The organism is Asaccharospora irregularis DSM 2635 (genome assembly GCF_900129815.1).
GTDB classification, from domain to species: Bacteria; Bacillota; Clostridia; order Peptostreptococcales; family Peptostreptococcaceae; genus Asaccharospora; species Asaccharospora irregularis.
Map to the genome: position 1 here is coordinate 1 of NZ_FQWX01000037.1, position 21327 is coordinate 21327.

General features: G+C 30.4%; 20 protein-coding genes. All 20 read right to left on the bottom strand.

Going from position 1 to position 21327, the window contains the following annotated elements; genetic code table 11:
• Nucleotides 1-631 precede the first annotated feature (631 nt).
• Complete coding sequence (gene pepF / locus BUB34_RS10905; protein ID WP_408605781.1) at nucleotides 632-2407, bottom strand: oligoendopeptidase F; 1776 nt, start codon at nucleotides 2405-2407, stop codon at nucleotides 632-634.
• Between the two features lie 454 nt (nucleotides 2408-2861).
• Nucleotides 2862-5231: a stage II sporulation protein E gene (gene spoIIE, locus BUB34_RS10910; protein ID WP_073127252.1), complete on the bottom strand. Its 2370-nt coding sequence runs from the start codon at nucleotides 5229-5231 to the stop codon at nucleotides 2862-2864.
• Nucleotides 5232-5320: 89 nt separating this feature from the next.
• Nucleotides 5321-6253: a Ppx/GppA phosphatase family protein gene (locus tag BUB34_RS10915; protein WP_073127254.1), complete on the bottom strand. Its 933-nt coding sequence runs from the start codon at nucleotides 6251-6253 to the stop codon at nucleotides 5321-5323.
• A gap of 59 nt (nucleotides 6254-6312) precedes the next feature.
• Entirely contained in the window at nucleotides 6313-6609 is a 297-nt protein-coding gene (locus BUB34_RS10920) for an FtsB family cell division protein (RefSeq protein ID WP_073127256.1), read from the bottom strand.
• A 5-nt stretch (nucleotides 6610-6614) separates the two neighbouring features.
• Nucleotides 6615-7109, bottom strand: coding sequence for a spore cortex biosynthesis protein YabQ (yabQ, locus tag BUB34_RS10925; protein ID WP_073127257.1), 495 nt, complete (start codon nucleotides 7107-7109; stop codon nucleotides 6615-6617).
• A complete protein-coding gene (gene yabP, locus BUB34_RS10930) occupies nucleotides 7110-7364 on the bottom strand; it encodes a sporulation protein YabP (RefSeq protein ID WP_073127259.1) in 255 nt (84 codons plus the stop codon).
• Nucleotides 7365-7428: 64 nt separating this feature from the next.
• Complete coding sequence (locus tag BUB34_RS10935; RefSeq protein WP_073127261.1) at nucleotides 7429-7671, bottom strand: RNA-binding S4 domain-containing protein; 243 nt, start codon at nucleotides 7669-7671, stop codon at nucleotides 7429-7431.
• Between the two features lie 106 nt (nucleotides 7672-7777).
• Entirely contained in the window at nucleotides 7778-8056 is a 279-nt protein-coding gene (locus BUB34_RS10940) for an HU family DNA-binding protein (RefSeq protein WP_073127263.1), read from the bottom strand.
• Between the two features lie 87 nt (nucleotides 8057-8143).
• Nucleotides 8144-9592 carry a bifunctional methyltransferase/pyrophosphohydrolase YabN gene (gene yabN, locus BUB34_RS10945; protein WP_073127264.1) on the bottom strand — a complete coding sequence of 483 codons (1449 nt, stop codon included), beginning with the start codon at nucleotides 9590-9592 and terminating at the stop codon, nucleotides 8144-8146.
• A gap of 69 nt (nucleotides 9593-9661) precedes the next feature.
• Nucleotides 9662-11284, bottom strand: coding sequence for a putative polysaccharide biosynthesis protein (locus BUB34_RS10950; protein ID WP_073127265.1), 1623 nt, complete (start codon nucleotides 11282-11284; stop codon nucleotides 9662-9664).
• 121 nt (nucleotides 11285-11405) lie between these two features.
• Nucleotides 11406-11945 (bottom strand): stage V sporulation T C-terminal domain-containing protein, encoded by a 540-nt coding sequence (locus BUB34_RS10955; RefSeq protein ID WP_073127267.1) that lies wholly within the window; start codon nucleotides 11943-11945, stop codon nucleotides 11406-11408.
• 124 nt (nucleotides 11946-12069) lie between these two features.
• Nucleotides 12070-13071 (bottom strand): peptidylprolyl isomerase, encoded by a 1002-nt coding sequence (locus tag BUB34_RS10960; protein ID WP_073127268.1) that lies wholly within the window; start codon nucleotides 13069-13071, stop codon nucleotides 12070-12072.
• A 33-nt stretch (nucleotides 13072-13104) separates the two neighbouring features.
• A complete protein-coding gene (gene mfd, locus BUB34_RS10965; RefSeq protein ID WP_073127270.1) occupies nucleotides 13105-16491 on the bottom strand; it encodes a transcription-repair coupling factor in 3387 nt (1128 codons plus the stop codon).
• 18 nt (nucleotides 16492-16509) lie between these two features.
• Nucleotides 16510-17070 (bottom strand): aminoacyl-tRNA hydrolase, encoded by a 561-nt coding sequence (gene pth, locus BUB34_RS10970; protein ID WP_073127272.1) that lies wholly within the window; start codon nucleotides 17068-17070, stop codon nucleotides 16510-16512.
• Between the two features lie 222 nt (nucleotides 17071-17292).
• On the bottom strand, nucleotides 17293-18075 hold the full coding sequence (locus BUB34_RS10975) for a prepilin peptidase (protein ID WP_073127274.1): 783 nt from the start codon (nucleotides 18073-18075) through the stop codon (nucleotides 17293-17295).
• A 107-nt stretch (nucleotides 18076-18182) separates the two neighbouring features.
• Nucleotides 18183-18806 carry a PulJ/GspJ family protein gene (locus BUB34_RS10980; protein WP_073127276.1) on the bottom strand — a complete coding sequence of 208 codons (624 nt, stop codon included), beginning with the start codon at nucleotides 18804-18806 and terminating at the stop codon, nucleotides 18183-18185.
• A 48-nt stretch (nucleotides 18807-18854) separates the two neighbouring features.
• On the bottom strand, nucleotides 18855-19919 hold the full coding sequence (locus tag BUB34_RS10985; protein ID WP_073127278.1) for a type IV pilus twitching motility protein PilT: 1065 nt from the start codon (nucleotides 19917-19919) through the stop codon (nucleotides 18855-18857).
• 27 nt (nucleotides 19920-19946) lie between these two features.
• Nucleotides 19947-20477 carry a hypothetical protein gene (locus tag BUB34_RS10990; protein WP_073127280.1) on the bottom strand — a complete coding sequence of 177 codons (531 nt, stop codon included), beginning with the start codon at nucleotides 20475-20477 and terminating at the stop codon, nucleotides 19947-19949.
• 33 nt (nucleotides 20478-20510) lie between these two features.
• Nucleotides 20511-21005: a PulJ/GspJ family protein gene (locus tag BUB34_RS10995; RefSeq protein WP_073127282.1), complete on the bottom strand. Its 495-nt coding sequence runs from the start codon at nucleotides 21003-21005 to the stop codon at nucleotides 20511-20513.
• A 127-nt stretch (nucleotides 21006-21132) separates the two neighbouring features.
• Nucleotides 21133-21327, bottom strand: a 195-nt coding sequence (locus BUB34_RS13435; RefSeq protein ID WP_207647852.1) for a hypothetical protein, incomplete at its 5' end; no start/stop codon positions are given.

Sequence of the window (21327 nt, forward strand, 5' to 3'; positions counted from 1 at the left end):
CATTTAGAGCATGCTTTTGGAACATATGTAAGCACTGCGTTTAATACCTTAAACTCAATACCTCTTATTTTTTCAATTCCATCTCCTGTAAATACTAAATTTTTATCGCTAATTCCTAGAATATTTGATATAATATCATTTGAGCACATGTCAAACCTCCTCGTTTATTTTGTTGTGGTGACTTAATTATACAACGAGTTTGACATGTGTTCTTTATTTTTTTAAAAAATAATAGCGCTGATAGTAATTAGTCCATTTTTGTCTAACGACAATTATGGATTTTTTATTACCATCAACGCTAAATATTATACAGCCATTAATTATAAGACTTAAACAATCTTTTTATTTAAAGTATTATCTTATAAGCTATAACATTCCAGCAAATAAACCTAAAACTGCTGTTATACTAGTCAAAACAAGAACTGCTACTATACTCACAGCTATAACTTTATTGGCCTTTTTTTGTTTTGCCTTTGACATTTTAAATCACCTGCCATTACCCAATCTTTTATTTATATGTTTTCTAATTGTTTTTATTATTTATAAAATCCCCATGTATACTTTCAAGTAATATATACTTCTAATAAATATAATTTAACATTAACATATTATTTTTACCATGTACATTATTTTATAACAATTTTTCTAATTCTTCTACCAATATATCAAATTTTTTAATTGCATTTTCAGTAGGTTTTGTTGAATTTAAGTTTACACCACTAGATTTAAGTAAATCTATAGGATAATCTGAGCTACCTTTTTTCAAGAAATTAATATAGTTCTCAGGTCCATTTTTTAATATATCCTCTGCAAAACTAACTCCTGCACTGCATCCTGTTGCATATTTATACACATAAAAACTATTGTAAAAATGAGGTATTCTAGACCATCCTACTTTCGCAAGTTGATCTAACTGATATTCATCACCATAGTATTTTTTGAGAAGTTTCCCCCACAAATCATCTAGTACTAAGGCATTTACATTTTCATCATTTTCGACCATCTCATGTATAGTCTTCTCAAACTCTGCATACATTGTTTGAGTATATACCGTATCTTTAATCAAATCTAAATACTGAGTTATATAATACGCCTTCTCTTTTTTGTTTGTAGAGTTTTTTATTAGCATCTCATATAGTAAAGCCTCATTAGTTGTTGATGCCACCTCATGTGTAAATATAGTTGGATTTGAATTATAATATGTTTGGTTCTTGGAACTCAAATATTCATAACCCGCATGACCTAATTCATGTGCTAAAGTAGACACAGATTTCAATGAATTATTATAATTTGTTAAAATATATGGATGATTACCATATACAGGAAGACAGTATGCTCCAGATACCTTCTTATCATTAGAATAAACATCTATCCAATTTTCATTGAATGCCTTATACAGTATATCCCCGTATTCCTTACCTAAAGGTGCAAGAGCAGCATATATAATCCCTTGTCCTTTTTTATAATCTATGTTGCTATCTACTGGTTCTACTATTGGTACAAACATATCATAGTAAAAAACCTTATCTAGCTTCAAGGCTTTTTTTCTCAAAGCTATATACTTATGCAAACTATCTGTATTATTACCAACTGTTTTTATAAGCTTGTCATAAGTTTTTGTATTTATATTGTCTGATTGCAAATACATATCTAATGATGATTTATATCCCCTCTGTGAAGAATAGAATACATTTTTTTTAACCTGCCCTACTAATAAACCTGCTATTGTGTTTATATTATCGTTGTATGCCAAAAATTCACCTTGATAGGCTTTTTTTCTATTTTCCCTATCCTCAGATTCTATTTCACTAGCATACTGAGCTGGTGTTAGATTAGTTTTCTTATCCATATTTGCAAAAAGTTCATATACTTCTCCAGGCAAATTACTTATAGAAGAAGTCTTTACCAATAAATCCTCTGATTTACCATCTAAATAATAATCCTTGCTCCTTCTTATATCACTAAGATACATTCCATATTTTTTAGATATTTTTTTGTTATTCATAAGTTTTCTATAATCTCTATCAGATAATTTTAATATTTCCAACTCTAAATCAGAACATATCTCCATATAATCGGAATAAACCTTGTTTAAATCTTCATTCATATCGAGATACTTATATGAATCTTTATTTGTATCTCTTTTTAATTTTACATATGCAGATAACTTGCTAACTTTTATATCTAATTTTTCTTTTATATTCAGAGCAAATCCCAGATGAGTCTGTGATTTAGTAACTTTCCCTATGTAGTTTTTTAACTCTCTAGTATCTTTGCTAAAGCGATTAAGCTCTTTTTCCCACTGCTTGTCATCTTTGTACAAGGATTGTATTTTCCAAGAAGTTTTACTGTAATCTATTTTTGGATTTTCATCTTTTTTCTTGTCATCGTCACCGAGCTTATACATAGCCTCTACAACACCTGTTTTCTCTGTAGACTCAGCCTTATAATTATTACGTGCTTGGTAAGCTTTTATATTTATCGTCAACATACATAAAGCAGATATAAACATAATTGCCATTAATTTTAGTAATCTATTGCCCATAAAAAGCCACCCTTTCATTAAATTTACTTAATATTAGGATGGCTTTTTTAAGTTATATTATTCAAGTAGCTATATATATTAGTCCTTTATTTGCTGAATATTTATTGATTAATTGGGAAATATAATAATTTAGGATACTTATCCACATAATAATCCACATATTCACAGGCATTATCATTATAAAATATAAGTAATTTCAACATATTCATACATATATCTTAATTAGTATTTCTATCTTTTTTATACTTTACTAACATATATCTTTATCTTATCAACAAATTTTTGCATCTTATTCATATATTATGTTGATAATTTTTTAATTTGTGTCTATTCTTGTAACTAAAGCAGTCATATCATCTTCTATAGAGTTTGATTGTAGCTCCAGTGCTCTATCTAGTATTGAATTAGCCATCTCATTTGGATTAGTTGTCTCTAATTTTTTTAGGAAATAAATTAACCAGTTATCACCAAGATTATTATTTTTCCCTGCATCAATAATTCCATCAGATACCATTATTATATAGTCACCATTTTTAATTTTTACATTGTGTCTATCCAATTTAACATCAGAAAGTATTCCAACTGGTAGAGATGAAGAAGATACTAAGTCTATTTCTCCACTATCCCTCTTTATGTATGTAGAACAAGCTCCCATTTTTATTGTTTCCAAGTTGCCCCTCTTTAGGTCTACAATTCCTAAATCAAGTGTTGAAAACATCTCATCTGATGATTTAAGCAATAACATATTATTTATCGTACTTATAACTATCTCATCATCTATTTTAGCGTCCATCATCTTTTCTAATATCTCAATTGTTGCTGATGACTCTTCGTATGCTCTCTTCCCTTTTCCCATTCCATCACTTATTGCCATCATATATTTACCATCATTTATATCCATATAGGTATGGCTATCTCCACATAGTAGATGCCCATCTCTAGACATAGATGCTACTTCTGTGTGAGCCTTATATTTTTGTGCCTTTACAAACACAGCCCTACACTTTTCACTTAAACTATGACAACCTATCTTTTGAACTGATATACTTTCTCCTGTGAAATTTTCTATCACATCAATAATTTTATTTTCACAAAGACAACCATCTTTGCATGATTTATTTTCTATAGTTATCTCAAACTCATTATTATCTTTGGTTAGATAACTTACCCTATCTATGTGTATAGCATATCTATCTAATTCCTCTTGTATGCTTTTTTCTTTTTCCAAGTCTAGCATTATATTTTTTTCTAAATCCCTTTGTAATGACTGAATTGATCTTGATATACTTCTAATTTGATTTGCTATTAGTTTCCTACTCTCAGAGAACTTCACATTCCAATCATAATCAATTGCAAACATTTTATAATAGCAATTGGCCATCTTTACTATAGCTTCAGGCTTCATACATTCTTTAGTAAATCTCTCAGGTACATTAGCTAAACTTATCTCTCCATTAGATTCTACTCTCGTAAGTATGTCACACATCATAGTGTATGTGTGATTAAATCTAGTTTCCCAGCACATTCTCTTCATGCCACAATTTCTACATTCATCTTTATGAATCATATCTATTACATGTGCCATATCTCTTTGATCTAAAATCTTCTCTTTTTCTCTTATTCTATCAAAGGTTACAGCCAAATCATCATAAGTTTTGTACATGCTAACTAATCTATTGTTAGTTACATTTTTACTCCTCATAATATAGTCATATACCACTTCATTTGACGATATATTGCTCTTTATCACCTTCTCTATTTTGTTAAAAAACCTTTTGGGTAAAGATATAACTATCAGACAAGCTATTAGTATGTCTCTCATTTCAGTCATATTTGAGCTAATACCTGTTGTGTATGCATATATTATAATCCAACTTAATATATATCCTAATATACAAAAATATTTATTTATTTTATTAAATGTTCCACTTACAACGCCAGCAAATGAATATATTCCCATATATATAGCTGATGTTATATTATTCAGTATAAATGCTAGTCCAACAATAACACCCGTAGTAGCTCCCATAGTAGCCCCTCCTATTATAGATGCCACTAATATTAATACTGTTGATAAAACTGTTCTCACAGATATACCAAGCACTGCTATACTTCCTATTCCCATTATACTAAATGTAGTCATAAGACTTATACCAATTGCCTCTTCTGCCTTAACAGACATTCTATTTTTTATATTTGTCAACAAATCTACCCCAGAGTAAAAAATGTATACACTTACAAATACAATTACACCTTCCATAAGAGCAATTAAAAAGTCATACAGGTATCTACTTGACAAAAGTACTTGTCCAACTGAAATTGATAAAACAACAAACATTCCTATAAATCCTAAATGCATAACTGTGGGTACATTTTTTATTTTTTTACTAATCATCATAAAAACTAATATACATATACTATATTTTATTGTCTCAGCTGTTGAATTAAATGATAAAATCGTCCCTAGCAATGTAGATATAAATACTGGTATTTTGTATCTATCTATTTTTAGAGTACATATAAAAAACGCTACCCCCAATGGTGCCACACTTTCAACCAAAATAGATCTACTCAATAAAAATCCCATTGTAACAAACATAGCTGTATTAAAATCAATATATTTAGCTGTTTTTAAGTTGCCAAGCTTTACAGAACTTTCTTTTAAAACTGCTGCACTTCTTTGCATAAAAAAAACCCCCTCTTTTGTTTATAAGGAGATTGTAACAAAGAGAGAGATTTTTTTTTGTCATAATAGGTTCCAATACCATTAAAATATTAAGACATTTTTTGTGACTTACGACATATTAAGCCCTCCAAATTGTCGTATTCACTTACTATTATATTTTTTATTTCTATCTTTTTCATTATTATCTGTAAAATTTTTACACCAGAAGTTATAATATCCGCACGTTTAGGTTGTAGACCTTTTAAGTTCTTTTTATCGTTTAATGTCATTTTTTTTAAATTTTGTAGAATTTTTTCTACTTCTTCTATATCAACACTGCTATTATGTATTTTCTCCATAGAGTAAGTTTCTAATTCTTGATTTATTGCAGATATAGAAGTTATAGTACCCCCTATGCCTACCACCTTATCTATTTTTTTATTTTTTAAAAACTCTATAGTATCATTAATCTGTTCTTCTATAAATCTGATCATACTTTTAAACTCTTCTTCAGATATAGGATCGGCTTTTAAGAATTTCTCGGTCATTCTAACAGCACCAATATTTTCGCTTTTATTGAACTTTATTCCTTTTAGATTTCCTAATATAAACTCTGTAGAGCCTCCTCCAATATCTAATACAAGAATACTCTCTTCTTCCTTTAGTCTATCTGTTAGTCCTTCTGCTACTCCTATAAATCCTAGTGTAGATTCTTCTTTGCCGCTTATTATTTCCACATCTATATCGGCTTTATTTTTTGCCAACTGTATAAAGTCATCTCCATTTTTACTATCCCTAAGTGCTGATGTTCCTATACAATAAACTTTTTCACATTTTCTATCTTTACACATTCTGTTAAAATCTATAAGCCCATCTATATTTCTTTGTATCGCTTCCTGGCTTATATATCCTTTTTTGTCTACTCCTTCTCCTATCCTAGTCGTATTTACAAATTTTTCTCGGTTTAACAAATTTCCATCTTCGTAATCTGCAATTAACAATCTCATAGAATTTGTGCCTATATCTATTGCCCCTATTCTCATAAAACATCTCCTCTTTAGTCTCACAGTAACATTTAAATTAATCAAAATATTATATAGTATTATTTCTTATTGGGACCTTTGCCAATATCTATATATATTATTTCATCTGGCCTTACCATATTTAAACGCTGCCTTACGGTATATTCTAAATCCTCTTTAGACCCTATACCATCCTCTAACTTACTTATTTCCTGCTTTGTAGTTTGCAGCTGTTTTTTTAGTGTTGTCATTTCAGCCTTATATTCCTTTATTTTAATTATTTGAAATATAATACCTGTAATCATACTAAAAGATAAAAACATCAAAAACAAGCTGATCATAATAAACTGTCCAGAAAACTTTTTTCTTATGTTCATCTTATCTACACCCTTTTTTTAGTTTTTATTATACTAGCATATTTTTTTCTAAGTTTCTTTTTAGATGTAAAAAATATACTAGGTATATAAAATATGATATCAAATAGTAGGTGTAGTGAATAGATTATAACGTAATACAAATTATCTAAAATACTTACCATACAAAGTACTGTTTTTTTGGATGTTTGTGTAGAAAAGTGGATTGTTTTATCTAATCCTAAAAGAACGAACTTACTTATAGTCTTATAGTAAAGTATAAACCCTATAAACAACGCTGCAAAATGGTAGTATCTTAAATCAAAATTTTCTATGGCATTTATTGTTATAAAAACCATAAGAGTTACAAAGAACCAAAATACTGCATCAAATATTAACGATAGGTAGTTTATTATTTTAAAGTTGCCCTTTAGCGCTCTATAAGCATCAAACAGTATTCCTATTGCTATCCCTCCATAAATAGTTGCATAAAACACACTAACGTCCTGAGTAAATGGCATCATCTATTTAAACACCTTCTTGAAGAAACTCTCTTGCTGTTTTTTTGCTTTTTCATAAACTATAGAGTTTATTGTCCCGTCTACACTTACAACTTTTTCATCTAGGTTTAGCTTGCTCATATCCAGCCCTTCCCCTTGTACTACCATATCCCCTAGAGATGTTCTTAGCTCTATTTTTTTATCGTCAAAAGAGTATATATGTTCCACACCTGAAATAACTAAACTTGACCTATCTTTTAAAGTTATATTATGATCCATAACTATCCCCCCCCAGTAAATTTCAATTGCTACTACTATTAAATATACTGCGGGGGATTGAATTTTATTCTAATATATTATACATTTCCTTTGCATCATTTTTTAATACATGTTCTCTTACTTCTTTTATCTCAAACTTCATTGACTTTTCACCAAATTGTATCTGCAAAATATCTCCTATATTTACTTCAGATGAAGATTTTGCAACTTTGCCATTTATAGTAACAATGCCTTTATCACAGGCTTCTTTTGCAACTGTTCTTCTTTTTATAATTCTAGATACTTTTAAAAATTTATCTAATCTCATCTCATCCTCCTAATTGAATATAATATGTTATAAAAATACCTATAGAATTTAATCTATAGGTATTAGTTTAAATATATACTATTAATAGTATAGTCAATTTATGTTATTATCCGTTTACTATATCTTTTAATCCCTTTCCAGCTTTGAATACTGGTGCTTTAGAAGCTGGTATATCTATTACTTCCTCTGGGTTTCTTGGGTTTCTTCCTTGTCTAGCTGCTCTTTCTCTTGTCTCGAATGTTCCAAATCCAACTAATTGAACTTTTTCATCGTTTACTAGTGCTTCTTGAACAGATTGCATAAATGCATTTAATGCAGCCTCTGCTTCTTTTTTTGTTAATTCACTTTTCTCTGCCATTTTTGATACTAATTCAGCTTTATTCACGATACTTACCTCCTAAAAATGTTTATAATATAGAACTCTACCTTCTGGTAAAAATTCTAGATTTTTGACAAATTTCCTTCTATTTTTTTATACTTTCTTTGCTTTGTTCCAAAGCTCGTCCATCTCTTCAAGAGTCATATCCTTTAGTTGTCTATTCCCACTTAAAGCGGCCTGTTCTATAAACTCAAATCTTTTTATAAATTTTTGGGTTGTAGAATCTAATGCCTCTACTGGATCTGTGTCTAAAAATCTAGCTAGATTCACTATAGAAAATAACAAATCTCCTAATTCTTCCTTTATGTATTTTATATTCCCAGCTTTGTATTCGTCAAGTAGTTCCTTGTATTCTTCTTCAACTTTTTTAAATACGTCGCTTATATTGTCCCAATCAAATCCTACAAGGGCTGCTTTTTTTTGTACCTTTGTAGCCTTCATAAGTGCTGGTAAATGTATAGGAATTCTCTTTAGACCATCAGTTATAGTAGTTTCACCTTTTTCTTTTCTTTTAAGTTCTTCCCATGTTTGCTCAAATTTATTCATATCCAATTCTTCGCCTTTAAATACATGTGGGTGACGATATATAAGCTTTTTACATATACCACTTGCTACTTCCCTTAAATCAAAGTATCCCTCTTCCTTTCCTATTTGGCAATGGAATACAATCTGTAAAAGAAGATCTCCAAGTTCTTCTATCATTTCGTCGATATCATCATTGTCAATGGCATTGCAAAGCTCGTATGCTTCTTCTATTACAGCGTTTTTTAGTGACTGATGTGTCTGTTTTTTATCCCAGTCACATCCAGATGGACTTCTTAATGTATTAACTATTATTTCTACATCATGTACTGTATTATACCCTTTTTTAGAACTTTTTGGTATATATAAACTACTTAAATAATCAAAAAAGTTTTCATTTCTATCTAGTTCACATAATTGAACATATTTTTTACTCTCTAGACCCTTAATGCCTGCACCATTTACTATACACACTTCTTGGTCATAATCATAGTACTCCATAAGTTTTAACTTTACATTAGAAGCTATAAACCTATCGTATATTTGAGTTATAACCATACTAGTATTTGTATCTATATATGCATTTTCTATTTCAAATGCATCTAATAATCTAAATCCGTTAGCAGGGTCAACTCCTAAATAATTAAACATAGCGTCTACAAAGCTCATAGATGCCACTATATCTATCTCTATATTATTTTTATTGGCTAGGGATTCTATTAAGCTTACAGTCCTTTCTGCAACCCTTGGATGCCCAGGGACGGCATAAACTAAATCCCCAGCCTTTGACTGATCTATAATGAAGTTAGCTATACTCTTGTATACCTCTTCAAAATTATCTTCGCCCTCATAAAAATAGTCTAAATTAGTGTATTTTATCTTTTCTTTAAGTTTCTCAACAATAGGATGCTTTTCTGTCCTTAAATAAACTCTAGAACTAGATTCTAAGATGTCTAGAGCTCCTTTGCTTATAAGAGAATAATCTCCTGGACCAAGCCCTACTATACTTATCTTTCCCATAGTATCACTCCTTATAGGATTTCGTACATTTTTAATTATTTCCCTTATCTTTTATATATATTCGGCCTGCTATCTAATAAAATTAAGCTTTTTCAATATTTTATATATTTTTTCACCTTTTGGCATAGTTAAAATTTCTTCTTTTCTTATTCCTCCTAGGCCTAATAAAACTATAACATATACGATTCCACCTATAACTATGGAAATTAATGTAGCAATATTGTTTCCAAGTAATTTAGACACTAAACCATAGCTCAATTTAACTACTACAAACATAGTTGTAACGGTAATTAGTGGCTTTATGAAAAATTCTTTTTTAGAGAATTTTATATTCATCGCTTTTTTTACATAAATTAAGTTAATCATTGCAGCAATGAAATATGCTACAACTGTTCCCAATGCCGAACCTATTACATTTATATCATAGATTCCTGTTAATGTATAACTTATTACTACCTTAAACACCATACCTACCGCTAATGCTATTACAGGAATCATTGGTTTACCCATTCCTTGTAAGATACCTGTTAATGTCTGCATTAGTCCTAAGAATATAACACAAGGTGTTAGGGTTAATAGTATAAACCCTATACTAGCTGGTTGTTTAGGATATAATAACTGCATGATTGGAGTAGCTAGTGATGCAAGACCAAAAGCTGCCGGTAAAACTATAAGTAATGTAATTTTTATAGCGCTTTTTGTATCTTTTCTAGCTTTAGCTTTATTTCCAATTGCATAGGCTTCTGCTATAGATGGTACCAGACTTAAACTCATAGCAGTTGTTATAACTGATGGTAAGTTTATTATAGTCAGCGCCATACCTGTTAATTGCCCAAACATAGATTTTGCCTGTAAAACAGTAAATCCAGCTTCTTGTAATCTTCTTTGAACGATAACACTATCCACTAAATTCACTAAAGGCATAACTGATGCACCTATAATTATAGGTATAGCTATAACTAAAAGTTTTTTTATAATTGTTGATAATCTCTCATCCCTAAAGTTTTTACTAGCTTTCATCTCTAACTTACGCTGTCTAGAGTTTGCAAGATATATAATCATTAAGAATGTTATGGATGCTACTGAACCTATTGTTGCTCCAAACATAGCCCCTGCTGCTCCATATACCACTCCTTTGTCCGTATATGTTTTCATAAGGAAATACGCTAAAGATAAACCTAATATTACTCTAAAAACCTGCTCAATAATTTGAGACACTGCATATTTGCTCATCTCTCGTCTACCTTGGAAATATCCTCTATACGCAGACATCGCTGGAACAAATAAAAGTGCTGGCGCTATTGCTTTCATAGAATATAACGCTTCAGGATTCTTTATTATTACTGTTACTATGTACTCTGCTCCAAAAAATAGGATTCCAAATGCTATTATACCTGTTACAAATAGCACTGTATGCGAAACCTTGAATACCTTATTAGCTCCCTTGTAATCTCCTACTGCAACTTTTTCTGATACTAGTTTTGCTACAGCTGTAGGAAATCCTGCTGTTGCTATCGTTAAAAATAAAGTATATATCGGATATACCGATTGATAATACGACATACCTTCCGCTCCTATTAAGTTAGCAAGAGGAATTCTGAAGAATGCACCCAATATTTTTACAATAACTCCAGCCGCTCCTAATATTAAGGCACCTTTTAGGAAGGAGTCTTTCTTTTTGTTATTGTTCATAACATAACCTCCATATTATTTGTATAACAAATTTTAATATATCACACTTTTAATATTATATTCAATATATTAGTAAAAACTTCAAAAGACCTTCATTTTTTGAAGGTCTTTTTTTAAATGATTATTGGACTTGTTTTCCTAAGAAGTTTGCAGCTATTTTAAGAATTTTTTCGTCATGCTCAGTCAAAGTTTCATTATCCTTAGAAACTATTGAGATAGAACCAATACAATCCCCAGATACGCTCACTATAGGCATTATTATCTGGCTATTGTACTCCATGCTATCCTCTTTATGTAGGGGCAACATATTACTATCTTTAGCATGTTTAGTCTCTCTATTTTCTATTAACTTTTCTAAGTCATCACTTATACTTTTTTCTTTGTAATCTTTTTTAGGTAGTTTAGAGACTGAAATTATAGAATCTAAGTCTGTAACAACTACTCCATATCCTAAAGTTTCGCCTAAAGTTTCTGTATACTCCTGAGAAAATTCATTTAGCTCTCCTATAGGCGAGTATTTTTTTAATATTACTTCTCCATCCTTAGCTGTAAATATTTCTAAAGGATCTCCTTCTCTAATTCTTAATGTCTTTCTTATCTCCTTTGGAATAACAACTCTTCCAAGATCATCTATTCTTCTAACTATTCCTGTCGCTCTCATATATCTTGATCCCTCCATTAGTAACTTTAAGCTTATTTTTACCATTCATAAGAAAAATATACAGAAAAGGGATAACTCTATTAAAAAGTTATCCCTTTTTTGTTATATATATCATTTCTTACCATTAGTCTATATTAATTTTTTTGATCATATCTTTATCTTTTTCTATTTTTGCTCCTTTAGAAAGACCCTTTACTTTTTCTGCATATTTTTCAGAAAGTATAGTTTGTTCTATAGTAGCCTTTGCATCTTCAAATGGTGTTTGTTCATTTATTTTATCTGTTACCTTTATTATGTGGTAACCGTATTTTGTTTCTACTATATCAGATACTTCCCCTTCTTTTAATGAGAATGCTGATTCTTCAAATTCTTTTACCATTTGCCCTTTTCCAAATGTTCCTAATGAACCTCCGTCATTAGCTGAAGAGTCCTCTGAATATTCCTTTGCTAATTTTGCAAATTCTTCTCCACTCTTAACTTTTGCAAGTACCTCTTCTATCTTTTTCTTAGCTTCTTTTTTCTTTGCATCTGGTAATGGTTTACCCTTTTCATCTATTGTTTTTATAAGTATATGAGATGCTTCAACCTCATCCTTATAGAACTCTTTTTTATGCTTTTCATAGTACTTCTTCAATTCATCATCTGAAAGTTTTGTAGTTTTGAAGAAGTTATCTTGATAGTTTTCTATAGCCATGTCTCTTGCTTGTTGCAATTTTAGGAAATCATCGTCTAAACCTGCTTCATCAAGCTGTTTTTTATAGTTTTTGTCCGCTGTTATGCTCTTTTTTAACTCTTTAAAACTTGCATCTACCTCTTTGTCAGATGGCAATAATTTTTCTTTTTTAGCCTGGTTGTAAATTAACTGTGAATCTATCATTTGTTGAAGGATTATTTCCTTGTATTTATCCTTATACTTAACGCCTTTTTCAACTTCTTTGTCCCACATTTCTTTGCCGTACATAGACTCTATAGACTGTTTATATAAATCCAATGTTTTTTGGTAATCTCCAACAGTTATATCCACTCCATCTACCTTAGCTACAACATCTTTTTCATTAGGTCCACCACATGCTACAAGTGAGATGCTTAGCATAGTTATTACTATTAGTGATATTATCTTTTTCAAATTCTAACACCCTCTCTTCTTGTGTTGTTTATATTACTTTAAACTACACATTTTTTCTAGTAACTCTTCTAACTCTGTAACTATATTATAACCTATTTTTTCCTTATTTCTATATTTTGTTATAGGTACTAATAATATTTCATCCTTTAACTGTCTGACTTTTTCTATTTTTAATATCTTACACAATGATTTTATATATGCTATTTTAAGCAACGTTTGAACTGATTTAGGTATATCTGAGAATCTATCCTCTAGTTCTTCTTGAACCTCATACATATCCTCTTTATTTGTTATAGATGCAATTTTTTTGTACATTTCTATCTTAGTCAACTCATCGCTTATATAACTATCAGGTATATAGGCATTTACACTTAAATCTATTTCTACATCTACTTCCTCTACAATTGGTTCTCCTTTTACCTTTTTGATAGCTTCATTTAACATTTTTACATATAGATCGTATCCTATTACAGCCATATGGCCATGTTGTTGAGAACCCAGTATATTACCTGCCCCTCTTATCTCAAGGTCTCTCATCGCTATTTTAAAGCCTGATCCAAACTCTGTAAACTCTTTTATAGCCTTCAGTCTTTTTTCAGCTATTTCACTTAATACTTTGTCCTTTTCATACATTAGATATGCATATCCCTGCCTTGAACTTCTTCCAACCCTACCTCTTAATTGGTAAAGCTGGGCAAGCCCCATTTTATCTGCATCGTATACTATCATAGTGTTTGCATTTGAAATATCCATACCTGTCTCAATTATAGTTGTACAAACTAATACATTATAGTCTTTATTTAAGAATCCAAGAATTATATTTTCAAGTGCCTTTGAGGTCATTCTCCCATGTGCAACTGCAACCTTTGCATCCGGAACTAGTCTTTTTATCACACTAGCCATATTTTCTATATTTTCAACTCTATTGTATACAAAAAATACCTGACCACCACGACCTAGCTCTCTTTCTATTTCATCTTGGATTATACTTTCTTTGCCCTCTGTTACATAAGTCATTACAGGGTGTCTCTCTTGTGGTGGCTCCTCTATTACACTCATATCCCTTATTCCACTTAGTGACATATGTAATGTCCTTGGAATAGGAGTTGCTGATAAAGTAAGAACATCTACAGTCGATTTTATTTTCTTTAGTGCTTCTTTGTGTTTTACTCCAAATCTTTGTTCCTCATCTATAACGACAAGCCCTAAATTGGGAAGGCTTATGTCCTTTGATATTATTCTATGCGTTCCTATTAAAACATCTACTAGCCCCTTTTGAGCATCTTCTATAATCTGCTTTTGTTGTTTAGGTGTTTTAAATCTACTAAGCACTTCAACTCTTATTGGGTAGTTCTCAAATCTTTCTTTAAATGTGTTGTAATGCTGTTGGGCCAATATAGTAGTAGGAACTAAAACAGCTACCTGCTTTTGATCCATACAAGCCTTGAATACTCCTCTTATAGCGACTTCTGTCTTGCCATAGCCAACGTCTCCACATATAAGCCTATCCATGACTTTATCTGACTCCATGTCCTTTTTCATATCTTCTATAGATCTTAGCTGATCCTCTGTCTCTTGGTATGGGAATAAAGACTCAAACTCTGACTGCCAAGGAGTATCTTTTGAAAATTTATATCCTTTTATTTTTTCACGCTTAGCATAAAGCTCTATAAGCTCTTTTGTCATGTCTTCAATTTCTTTTTTTACCTTTGCCTTAGCTTTACTCCACTCACTAGTACCCAGTTTATTTAATCTGACTTTTTCAACATCAGAACCTATATATTTTTGAATCTTATCCATCTGGTCTATAGGAACGTAGAGGTTGTCCCCTCCTTGGTATACTACCTTTAAATAATCTTTTTTTACACCGTTGATTCCTATCTGTTCTATCCCTGTATATCTTCCTATACCACTATTTTCGTGAACAACATAGTCCCCTATATTTAAGTCTAAGAATGATTCTATTTTTTTACCTTTTTTATTCTTTTTATTTTTAAATGAAGTAGATCTTTTGTGAACCCCTACCATTTCATTGTCTGTTATTATTGAAAATTTTATGGATTTATATTGAAAACCGCTATTTATATTACCTTGTGTTATTACTATTTGAGATGACTTTAACTCAGCATCTCTATTTTTAGAAAACGTAGTCTCAAGGCCAAATTCTAGCAGTTCTTTACCTAACTTTTTAGCTCTTTCTAATGTATTTGTAGCTAATATTATCTTATGTCCATTGTATTTTAATCTATTTAACTCCTCTGCAAGGACATCTAGCTTTCCATTAAATGTTGGTATTTCTTTGCATTCAAAGTTAATAATAGATTTTACAGAGAAATCTTTTACTTCCTTTGGTAACAATGTATTTAATATGATTTTTTTGTCTCTAAATAAATAGTCTAAATCCTGATAATTGTACAGAATTTTAGCTTGATTCTTTAGAGCTAATCCTCTTTCTAGGTTTAACTTATAATTCTCCCTAAACTCATTTGTATAGTTTTCACATCTTTCTTTAAACCTAGTTATGTCACTAATAAATACCACTGCATCGTCATCTAAATAAGTTAATAAGCTCTTATCCTCATCAGTGTAAATATAATCAATATAATTTTCACACCCTTCAAAATATACTTTATTAGCTATATTATCTATATTCCTAAAGATATCTTCGGATGTATTTTTATTTGTATCTTTCTTTACTCTTAGGACAGATTCTGATGTATTCTTAGGATATATAAATCCCCTAGATGGTGTTATAGAAAACTTTTTTATTTTTTCTATAGATTTTTGTGAAAACACATCAAAAGTTCGTATAGAGTCTATTTCATCATCAAATAGTTCCATACGAATCGGACTAACATATTCCAAAGGATATATATCTATTATGCCACCTCTTATACTAAACTGACCTAATCCTTCTATTTTTGAAACTCTTTCATACCCTAGAGAAACCAAGTGTTCAACCATATTTTCTATGTTTATAACATCTCCTACCTTGTAGGTACTTATGTTTTCTACTAAGATTTCTTTTGGTATATATTTCTTTAATATTGCTTCTACTGAGGTTACTACTATTAATTTTTCACCCCTAGCTAACCTTAGCAATGTTTTTAGTTTTTTTGCTTCTTCCTTCCTGTCCTTTGCATCTAAATGATAAAAATAAATCTCCTGGAACCCTAAATAAGCCACTTTATCTTTAATATAAAAACTTAAATCATCGTACACCTTTTTAGCCTCTAGCTCGCTATTTGCTATAAATAAAATTTGATTTGATAAATCTTTAAATATTGAATACGATATATGTGGTTTTTGTTCTTGTAAAAGACCGTTTATTAATAACGATCCTTTTTTATTATTTATACAATTTATTATTTCTTTATATTCTTTAGAGTTTTGCAAAGGATGTACAAAAATGTCATTCATAAAAAACTCTCCCTCTCACTATCCGTTATATTTATTCATAGATATGTCTATATTATCTCTAATTATTGAATCTACTGCGCGAAACGCTTTTTCTAGCCCTTGTGCTATATCGTCTGACTCCTCTTTTCTAAATCTAGATAAAACAAAATCAGCCAAATCTTGGCCGTTTGTAGGTTTAGAAACGCCTACTCTTACTCTAGGAAACTCATTTGATCCCAAACATTTAGTTATAGATCTCATTCCATTATGAGTTCCTCCGCTTCCTTTCTTTCTTATTCTTATTTTGCCAACGTCTAGGTCTATATCGTCGTATACTACTACTATATTGCTCAAATCAACCTTATAGTATTTATATATATCTATTAATGTTTCCCCACTTAGATTCATATAAGTTTGGGGCTTTACTAGTATCACTTTTTCACTTTCTACTCTTCCTTCACCTATTAACGCCTTATGTTTTATTTTCGTCACGCTTATGCCATATTCCTTCGCCAAAATGTCTATAACATTAAATCCTACATTATGTCTTGTATTTTCATATTGTTTTCCTGGATTTCCTAATCCCACTATTATGTACATCTTTACCTCCTTTGTAAGCTTTTTGTATAATGTCATTAAATATTAAGTATACCACATCTTATTAGTATTATAATAATATTATTCCCTGTGTTCAATTAATTTAATTCACATAGAAAAAATTCATCTTCTTTTTTAAGTAAATAATTTATTACGCCGTAATCTTAGAATATAATTTCGTATGCATTATAAAAAAAGAAACCTCTAAAGATTTCTTTTTTTATACTATCCTATTAAATATAAGTAATAATTTATTATGCTATCTCCAAAGAATATGCTAATTATAGATGCTACAGATATGAACGGTCCATATGGTATAACAGAACTTAGCTCTTTTCCTTTTATTTTACTATAGATGATTATTATTAAACCATAAAATGCACCGACATATATACTTAAAATTATAGTCAAAAGCCCTCCTTTTAGTCCAAGGAAAAAACCTACTACACCAAATAATTTTATATCTCCACCGCCCATGCACTCTTTTTTTACTATGAGTTCTATTATACTAATTATAATCCACATTCCTCCACCTGATAGTATTAATCCTAAGATAGATTGTTTTATTTTTACTTCTTTAAATAAAATATTAAATATAAGTGAGAATAAGAGCCCAAATATTAATATCTTATCTGGTATTATATAGTGGTCTATATCTATGAAAGTTATTGTCACTAGTATCGAAATAAATACTGAGTAGTATACTGTTTTAATTGATATTCCATATAAGTCAAATACTGCTAAGAATAGCACTCCCGTCATTAACTCAACTAAAGCATATCTAGAAGATACTTTTTGACCACAATATCTACATTTACCCCCTGTAGATAAATAACTTAATACAGGGACCAAATCTCTCCATCTCAATCTACTTTTACAACTCATACAGTGTGATGGCGGCATTGAGATTGATTCATTATTTGGAATTCTATAAATACATACATTTAAAAAACTTCCAATTATTAACCCTATTAAAAGCACATACAATTTAATTATTATATACTCCATCTTAAATTACTCCACCTAACATTATATTTATAAAACTTAGTTATTTTAAAATTAATATACTTTAATTCTTCAATTGAAACATCGATATTTTATTTTTTGTTTAGTGATTATATATTAGAATTTATGTTTATAGATTCGTTGTAAATATCGAATGTATATTGTCTACCTTTTTTTCTATTTAGGTAATTTAAAGTCACAGAGTATATTTTATCTTTATTTTTAATAACAATATCCAAAGGTATACCACTTTCGCTTATCTTCTGATTAGACAATATCTCTATAATTTTATCGTCCTTAGATTCTCTATACAAAGAATAGTACCTGTCCTTGTTTTTTTCATAAATCTTTAGTTTATATACTTGCCCTTTTTCGTAATCATCACCATAGACTATATTGTATCTATATTCTTTTAAATAATTACTTGGATTATTGATCAATAATGCTAGCTTAGACCTTTGTTCGTCTACACTGGAAATATCATTTAAATCAACCTTTATTTCATTGCCATACTCCGTATATTCTAGATACACTTTGTTGCAATATTTTAAGTCGTCAGTTAGCAAATTCCTTGTAATATTTATTCCATTTTGTATGTTAGTTATATTAATCTGGTCATTAGTTACTGTGTATGACTTATTAAGCACCATGTATCCTATCGACATTACTATGGTCGATATAGCTATAACTATGACTATTTCCATAAGAGTCATGCCCTTGTTATTTAATTTCACAATAAACCCCCACTATTCTTTAGGTTCTAAGATCTAAATTAACTTGGATTAATATATAACACCGCCCAACATTCTGCTTGTAAAATCCTCATCTGAACACCTGCTAAGGGCAATCTCCTTAGTGATTTTCCCACTTTTATATAATAATACCAAATCTTGGTCCATAGTCTTCATACCTTGCTTTGTTCCCGTTTGTATCATATTCGGTATTTGGTAGGTTTTACCCTCTCTAATTAGGTTTTTTATAGCAGGAGTTGATATCATAACCTCCAAAGCTGCTATTCTTCCTCTTTCATCAGATGTAGGTATTAATTGTTGTGATATTACACCCTCGCATACCGTAGACAGTTGTGTTCTTATTTGCTTTTGCTGATCAGATTCAAACATATCTACAATTCTATCTATAGTTTTTGCAGCTCCTACTGTGTGTAGAGTAGAAAATACTAGATGACCTGTTTCAGCTGCCGTCAGTGCTATGGATATACTTTCTTTGTCCCTCATTTCACCTATGAGTATAACATCTGGGTCTTGACGCAGAATAGCTCTAAGCGCCGAATTAAAACTCTCTGTATCTTGTCCAATTTCCCTTTGATTGACTATACTTTTTTTGTGCTTGTGTACATACTCTATAGGATCCTCAAGAGTAATAATATGTTTTTGTTGATTTTTATTTATAATATCTATCAAACTGGCTAGCGTAGTACTTTTCCCACTACCTGTAGGTCCCGTAACCAAGACTAACCCCTTTTGTTTTTCTGTAAATATTTTTAAAGTATCTGGGAGTCCTAGAGATTCAAATGTAGGGATTTCAGCCGTTATAGTCCTTATAGCTATAGAATAGCACCCCTTTTGTTTGTATGCATTTATTCTAAACCTTTCCCCTGTTTCTAAAGCTGCAGAAAAGTCCACTTCCCCATATTTCTCGACTTTTTTAAATGTTTCTGGACCCGATATGTCTCTTGCCATTTGTTCTGTCATCTCTGGAGTCAGTAAATCATCCCCCAAATCCACGAATTTTCCCTTAACTCTTGCAATAGGGTGTGCCCCCCTTGTTATATGTATATCTGAGGCTTTTAAGTCTATTCCTTTTCTTAGCAAGTCAAATATGTACATCTCTCTATTCTCCTTTAAATTTCATAACTACTTTTTCAATTCTTCTATATGATGGTATATATCGTATGTTACATTACCTTCATCATCTATATGTATGTTATCTACTGATACTCTTATTGTCATTTCCCTACTAATAGTTTTATTAACTGTTTGGGCTAAGTCTCCTTTAACATCCAACAAAAAATCTTTTTGAGTTGGTGTATCTGTTGGAACTTCTTTGACAGTTCCTGTAATTACTACCTTTTTTATATTATTTAAGTTCTCCGATTCGCTAGCTTCTAAATTCCCACCGTATATACAATCGTATTTTATATCGTCGTTATAAGTAACTACGCCGTCTTCACCTACATTTATAGAAGATATAAAGTCGGCAACAACCTCTTGGAATGAACCATCTACAATATACCTATTTTGAATATACGTTTGACTTCTCTTTGTTGTTTTAATCTGACTTACTGTATAGCTATACAATGCAAACCCCGTAATAGAAGCTATAACCAATAATACTAATGCAAATCCGAGTGAATATCCGTCGTTATTATTTAACTTGGCTATCAAAGTAAATATCCCTCCTTATATAAAGAAAACTCACTATATATACTCGCTTAAAACCTTCGTTTGAACCTTTATATCTCTTTTAGTAAATTTTCTGTCTTCTACACTAACCTCTATCTCAACCTCATATAGATACGCTGTTTTTTCGCCTCCTCTTTTAGGCTGTATATCTTTTATATCTAAGTTGCATTTATATAGTATTTCGTCATCATCTTCTACATAATAGATAATTTTACCAACACTTGTAATATCAAACTGTCTATCTATAAGGTTATATTCATGGTTCTCTATAGATTCTTTTAAATTCCTAGTAATCAAAGAATCTCCTTCTTTTATGCTCTTTGTTAAGGACTCTATTTCTGTTTGAGCGATAGCCATTATCTGAATATCTCTCCCATTTTTTTCATTATTTAATATAGTTCTATTGAGTACTGAAAAAAAACTTGCTCCAACTAATGTTATTATAGTTAATGCTACTAATACCTCTAAAAGAGTTTCGCCTCTACTGCTTTTCAGTTTTTTAGGATTCATTTTATTCCCCCTTGTATAATGTAGTTGTAACATTTGATAGAAAACTTTCTAATAATCTAACGAACATTAACAACTTTTCTTAATTTTTAAATTTGTATAAAATCCTATCGGATCTTAATTCATTTCTTTAATTGTTTTCTATTAAAATTCTCCCTAATGGATGATTCAACTTTGACAAATATAGTATAATCTTTACTGAATAGAGGATAGATGTATCCCCCCTGGGTGATCTTAGAGATCCTATACCCGAAAAATAGCGTATCATTCCATCAGTAATAGTTCTATGTTTAGCTGGTTGAATTTCCCCGAAGGGAATTATTCG

What these genes read in the sequence shown, in the direction of transcription:
- yabN (WP_073127264.1), bottom strand. Translation starts at nt 9,592, where the DNA reads ATGGGAAAGATAAGTATAGTAGGGCTTGGTCCAGGAGATTATTCTCTT.
- BUB34_RS10985 (WP_073127278.1), bottom strand. Translation starts at nt 19,919, where the DNA reads ATGTACATATTTGACTTGCTAAGAAAAGGAATAGACTTAAAAGCCTCA.
- pth (WP_073127272.1), bottom strand. Translation starts at nt 17,070, where the DNA reads ATGTACATAATAGTGGGATTAGGAAATCCAGGAAAACAATATGAAAAT.
- BUB34_RS10950 (WP_073127265.1), bottom strand. Translation starts at nt 11,284, where the DNA reads ATGAACAATAACAAAAAGAAAGACTCCTTCCTAAAAGGTGCCTTAATA.
- BUB34_RS10955 (WP_073127267.1), bottom strand. Translation starts at nt 11,945, where the DNA reads ATGAGAGCGACAGGAATAGTTAGAAGAATAGATGATCTTGGAAGAGTT.
- BUB34_RS10915 (WP_073127254.1), bottom strand. Translation starts at nt 6,253, where the DNA reads ATGAGAATAGGGGCAATAGATATAGGCACAAATTCTATGAGATTGTTA.
- spoIIE (WP_073127252.1), bottom strand. Translation starts at nt 5,231, where the DNA reads ATGCAAAGAAGTGCAGCAGTTTTAAAAGAAAGTTCTGTAAAGCTTGGC.
- yabQ (WP_073127257.1), bottom strand. Translation starts at nt 7,109, where the DNA reads ATGATGCCATTTACTCAGGACGTTAGTGTGTTTTATGCAACTATTTAT.
- BUB34_RS10995 (WP_073127282.1), bottom strand. Translation starts at nt 21,005, where the DNA reads ATGAATCCTAAAAAACTGAAAAGCAGTAGAGGCGAAACTCTTTTAGAG.
- mfd (WP_073127270.1), bottom strand. Translation starts at nt 16,491, where the DNA reads ATGAATGACATTTTTGTACATCCTTTGCAAAACTCTAAAGAATATAAA.
- BUB34_RS10920 (WP_073127256.1), bottom strand. Translation starts at nt 6,609, where the DNA reads ATGAACATAAGAAAAAAGTTTTCTGGACAGTTTATTATGATCAGCTTG.
- pepF (WP_408605781.1), bottom strand. Translation starts at nt 2,407, where the DNA reads ATGTATAAGCTCGGTGACGATGACAAGAAAAAAGATGAAAATCCAAAA.
- BUB34_RS10975 (WP_073127274.1), bottom strand. Translation starts at nt 18,075, where the DNA reads ATGGAGTATATAATAATTAAATTGTATGTGCTTTTAATAGGGTTAATA.
- yabP (WP_073127259.1), bottom strand. Translation starts at nt 7,364, where the DNA reads ATGGATCATAATATAACTTTAAAAGATAGGTCAAGTTTAGTTATTTCA.
- BUB34_RS10935 (WP_073127261.1), bottom strand. Translation starts at nt 7,671, where the DNA reads ATGAGATTAGATAAATTTTTAAAAGTATCTAGAATTATAAAAAGAAGA.